Annotated in this window: 4 protein-coding genes; all 4 read right to left on the bottom strand. The window is 60.3% G+C overall.

Features of this window, described 5'->3' with window-relative positions; genetic code table 11:
* Positions 1–276 precede the first annotated feature (276 nt).
* Complete coding sequence (locus A462_RS32095; protein ID WP_008430152.1) at positions 277–1,344, bottom strand: ABC transporter ATP-binding protein; 1,068 nt, start codon at positions 1,342–1,344, stop codon at positions 277–279.
* Between the two features lie 5 nt (positions 1,345–1,349).
* Complete coding sequence (locus A462_RS32090) at positions 1,350–2,141, bottom strand: ABC transporter permease (RefSeq protein WP_008430153.1); 792 nt, start codon at positions 2,139–2,141, stop codon at positions 1,350–1,352.
* A 28-nt stretch (positions 2,142–2,169) separates the two neighbouring features.
* On the bottom strand, positions 2,170–3,105 hold the full coding sequence (locus tag A462_RS32085) for an ABC transporter permease (RefSeq protein WP_008430156.1): 936 nt from the start codon (positions 3,103–3,105) through the stop codon (positions 2,170–2,172).
* A gap of 109 nt (positions 3,106–3,214) precedes the next feature.
* Entirely contained in the window at positions 3,215–4,375 is a 1,161-nt protein-coding gene (locus tag A462_RS32080; RefSeq protein ID WP_008430158.1) for an ABC transporter substrate-binding protein, read from the bottom strand.
* Between the last annotated feature and the right edge of the window lie 544 nt (positions 4,376–4,919).

A 4,919-nucleotide genomic window follows, 5' to 3' on the forward strand; every position in this document is an offset into this window, starting at 1 on the left:
CGCGGCGGCCCGCTTCGCGGTGCCGGAGTGAGGGAACGCCGAGCCCTAGCGAGGCGCCGACAGGCGGGGCAGAACCCTAATGAGATGGTCAGCCCGGCACGGGCCCCCGGTAAATCTAGACTTACCGGAGGGCCCACTTCCCGCTCAATAAAACCGACCATTACTCTCTTCCCCCCCGGGCAAAAAAAACGCCAGACCAGCCTCCCGTGAAAGAGCGCATGATCCAGCGTAAAAATGAACCTCGGCTGCTTCAGCCAGGCCCCATGTTCAACCCCTTCAGACCGGAATCACCACAAAGCTTTCCGGTTTGCAGGTCAACGCCACGTTCGTACCCGGCGGCAGTGCGTGGCTGCCGGGAGTCGGTAGTTGCTGGCATTTGAGATCAAGCGTGCCACCGGCCACCTCCACGCGGTAGATCACCCGATTACCGATAAACGAAGTGTCCTTGACCTTCCCGGCGAACGCACCGTCGGCCAGTGCGGCGCCCAGAGCCGGCTCAAGGCCGATGGTTTCAGGCCGGATCGACACATTCACCGGCCCTGCACCCACGCCGCTTTTAGCCGTATGGGCATAACGCCCAAACGGCAATTCGACCACGCCACCGAGCCCATACGTGCCGTTGACGATATTGGTATCGCCGAAAAACCTGGCGGCAAACAACGTGCGCGGCGACCAATACATCTCCTGCGGCCCGCCGATCTGCTCGATGCCACCCTTGTTCAGCAGTACCACACGGTCCGACAAGATCATCGCTTCGTCCTGGTCGTGAGTCACATACACAAACGTGGTGGAAGTCTCTTCGTGGATGCGCTTGATCTCGTTAAGCATGTGATGGCGAATCTTCAGGTCCAGGGCCGCCAGCGGCTCGTCCAGCAGCAACACCGCCGGGCGATTCACCAGTGCGCGGGCCAGGGCCACACGTTGCGCCTGCCCGCCACTGAGCTCGGAGATCCAGCGGCTCTTGAAGCTTTCCAGTTGCACCAGTTCCAGCGCCTTGTTCACTTCACGCTTGATCTCATCCTTGGGCTTCTTCTTCAAACGCAACCCGAAGGCCACGTTGTCGAACACGTCCAGGTGCGGGAACAGCGCGTACTTCTGGAACACCATATTCACCGGGCGGTGTTCAGGCGCCAGGGCGGTGGAGTCCTTGCCGTCGATCACCACTTTGCCGGTGGTGGGCTCTTCGAAGCCGGCAATGATCCGCATCAGGGTGGTCTTGCCGCAGCCACTGGGGCCGAGCAGGGTCAGGATCTCGTTGCGTTTTACCGTGAGGTCGACTTTGCCCAGGGCAGTGAGGTTGCCGTAGCTCTTGGAAATCCCGGTCAGTTCAATACTGTTGGTCATGGTGATTACTCTGCAGTTTCAGCACGTTCAAGTTCGAGGCGGCGACGACGCAAGGTCATGACCAGGCCGGCAATGGCGATGATGGCTATGGTCACCACCAGCATGAATACCGAGGCGGCATTGATGGTGGGGCTGACGGCGCGGCGCATCATCGAAAGAATCATGAGGGGCAGCGTGGTGTCGCTGCCGGTGACGAACACGGTGATCAGGAATTCATCCATCGACAGCGCCACCGCGAGGATCGCGGCGCCGGCAATGGTTGGCCCGATGATCGGCAGCGTCACCAGCCAGAACGCTTTGAGGGGCGAGGCGCCGAGGTCACGCGCGGCCTCCTCGAACGACAGGTCGAAATACTCCAGCCGTGAGCGCACCGACTCCACGAAGAACGGAAAGGTGAACAGGGTGTGGCCGATGATCACCGTCAGCAGCGAGCGGGGCAGGCCGACCAGTGAGAAGAAAATCACCAGTGCAATCCCCAAAAACAAACCGGGCAAGGCGATGGGGGCGAAGTTCATGAACGCGAACACTGCTTTTACCCGGCCTTTCATGCGCATCAGCGCCAGGGCCGAGAACGTGCCCAGCAGCGTGGTGAGAATCGCCGAACCGGCGGCGACGATCGCACTGTTGGTCAGGGCTGTCATGAAGTCCGAACTGCTGAACAGCGCCTCGTACCAGCGCGTGGAAAAACCCTCGAACGGGAACGACAGCGAGGCGGACGAGTGAAAGCTGAACAGCGCGATAATCGCGATGGGCGCGTAGAGGAACAACATGTAGACGTAAGTGAATAACCGGATCATGGGGAGTTACCTTTTTTATGAGCGGCAGTCAGTCGTGGTAACGCTTGCCGGGTGCCAGGTTGGCTGCGCGCAACACCCCCAGCAGCAACGCGTACACCAGCATGAACACGATCAACAGCAGATAAGCCATCGCCGCACCGAGTGGCCAGTTACCTACCGAGCGGAACTGGTTGGCGATCACCAGCCCGGTGGTCATCGCATCCCGGCCGCCCAGCAGTTGCGGGGTGACGTAGTCGCTGGCGGCCAGCACGAAGGTGAACATGAACGAGCTGACGATGCTCTTGTGGGCCATCGGCATGATCACCCGCCACAGAATGGTGACACCGCCGGCGCCCAGGTCGGCAGCGGCCTCCAGGTAGTCCTTCTTGATGTCCCGCAGGCCCGACACCAGCAGCAACAGGGTGAAGGGCAGCATGATGTGCACCAGGGTCAGCACCACGGCGAACTTGCTGAACACCAGCCACTCCAGCGGCTGGTCGATCAGGCCGAAGTGCAGCAGGGTGGAGTTGATCACGCCGTTGGTGCCCAGGATCGAGCGCCATGCGTAGACCCGTACCAGGTAACTGGAAAACCACGACACCAACGCCAGGTACAACACGGCGTTGGAGCGTGTGCGGTACACGATGTAATAGGCCACCGGCGCACTGATCACGGTGGAGAGCAGGGCGGTCCAGAAGCCGTTTTGCAGGGCGATCCACAGCGAGTCATAAAACCCGCTGGCGCTCAGGGCCTTGGCATAGTTGGCCAGGGTGGCGGCGGGCTCCATGCTGAAGGTCTTGGCGGTCCAGAAACTGGCAATCAGCAACAGTGCCGACGGAACCAGAAAGAACACCACCAGAAACAGCAACGGCGGCGACGCCAGCCAATACCCGCTGAGGGTTCTCTTATCCATCTTCACGTGTTTACCGACCCTTGAATCGCCGTCGTCCAGGGGCATGGACTCGGTGTTGTTGACTACGGTCATGATGAGGTTGCCTTTGCGTTTTTATTCGAGAGTCAGGGCGCGTTGACCCGTGGGGCGCGTGTTGATGAACACCCACCCCACGGTTGCCAGCGCCGGCGTGCCAAGCGCTCTAGAACGAGCCTTTGAAGTTCGCCCACTGATCGATCCATTCCGCATAGGTCACATACTTTTCGGAGCTCAGGGGCGGTTGGCCATAGAGTTTGGATTTCTCGAAGAAGCTGTCGAGGTTCGCGTAGTCAAAGGTGTTTCTCAGGTCCTCGGGCAGCAGCGGCACGGCCTTGGGGTTGACCACGCCGGAGAACATCGTGGTTGCCATCTTGGCCTGGGTATCGGGCTCCAGGGTCTTGTTGATGAACTCCAGGGCCAGGGGAATATCCTTGGCGGTTTTCGGGATGAACAACGCATCGCACCACAGCGCTGCGCCTTCGCTGGGCACCGACAGGGCAGTGGTCACGCCACGCTTGATGGTTTCGCTCGGGGTGTTGGCGGAGGCCGAGAACACCGCGTCCACTTCACCCGATACCAGCAGCGATACCGCGTCACCCGACGAAGCCGCGAACACGCGGCATTGATCACGGTACGGCTTGAGTTTTTCAAAGGCGTCGTTGAATTCGGCGCGGGTCAGGTTGGGGTACTTGTCGCCGTAGCCGGCGATGGTCGCGATCAGCGACCAGTTCGAGGTGCCGTCATCGACAAAGGTCAACTTGCCCTTGAGCTTGGGGTCCAGCAGGTCGGTGTATTGGGTGGGCTTTTTGACGTTCTTGGGGTTGTAGATGATGGTGTTCATCCCCCACAGCAACGGGATGCCCCATTGCTTGCCGTCCCAGTACCAACGGCTGCCCTTGTAGAACAGCGCGAGGGTATTGTCGGCGGAATAGTTGGGGATCTTCGTGGTGTCGATGGCCTTGAGCAGGCCCATTTCCTGATAGATCTTTTCGTAGCCCAAGGCGTACATGGTCAGGTCGAGCTGCACCGGATCGGAGCCTGCCAGCCGGGCGGTGATGTCGTCCTGGTTGCTGGCATAACTGGAGCGCACGGTAACGTTGCGTTGCTTGCGCCAGTCGGCGAGTTCGGCGTCGCCGGTTTCGCCTTCCCAGCCGAGGATTTCCAGGTGCCCGGTGGTGGCGGCAAATGCGCTGGGCACGAACGAGCCGAGGTACAAGCCTGCGGCAGAGGCGGCAGCGCCCAGCAGGAACGAGCGTCGTTTCAAGCTGAGGGAATTGAAGTCAATGCCGGTCAAACCATAACCCGTCTCTATTTCTTTTTTCATTTCGAGTTCCTGCCTGGGTGGTGGGTGCAAATGTTGAGCGACTTGCAAGGCGTGGGCCTGGTGTCGATGCCAGGTGCGTCCTTTTGTATGCAGTCAGTTGGATCGGCAGTGTTATGGCCAGCATTGATTCCATGCTGCTGGGGAGGGTGGTAAGGCCTCCACTGTTCCGATTGACTCTTCCTTGGCGGGGCGACGCACGCTTATTCCGGGCTGCAGGGTGTTGCGGGCCTGAAGCGGTGCGCCCAGCGCTTGATAGGCTCGGCTTGTTGTTTTCATGGGTTGAGTATTGAGCGGGGAGGCGGGGGGCTCAATTTCGCAGGGGGGTTAAAAGCGACGCACTCTGACGCATTGGAGTGACCTAAGCGGCGCACGTGGGGGCCCAGGGGTTTCTGGGGGGGATCCGTAGCAAGAGCACGGCGGCCTGAAAGCCGACCTGCAGGTTAGAAACCAGAGCAGAAGCAGAGCGGCTTTTCTGTAGGAGCTGGCTTGCCTGCGACGCAGACAACTCGGTACATCAGACACACCTGGGCGATGCCATCGCAGG

Source organism: Pseudomonas sp. Ag1 (assembly GCF_000278565.1).
Lineage (GTDB): Bacteria > Pseudomonadota > Gammaproteobacteria > Pseudomonadales > Pseudomonadaceae > Aquipseudomonas.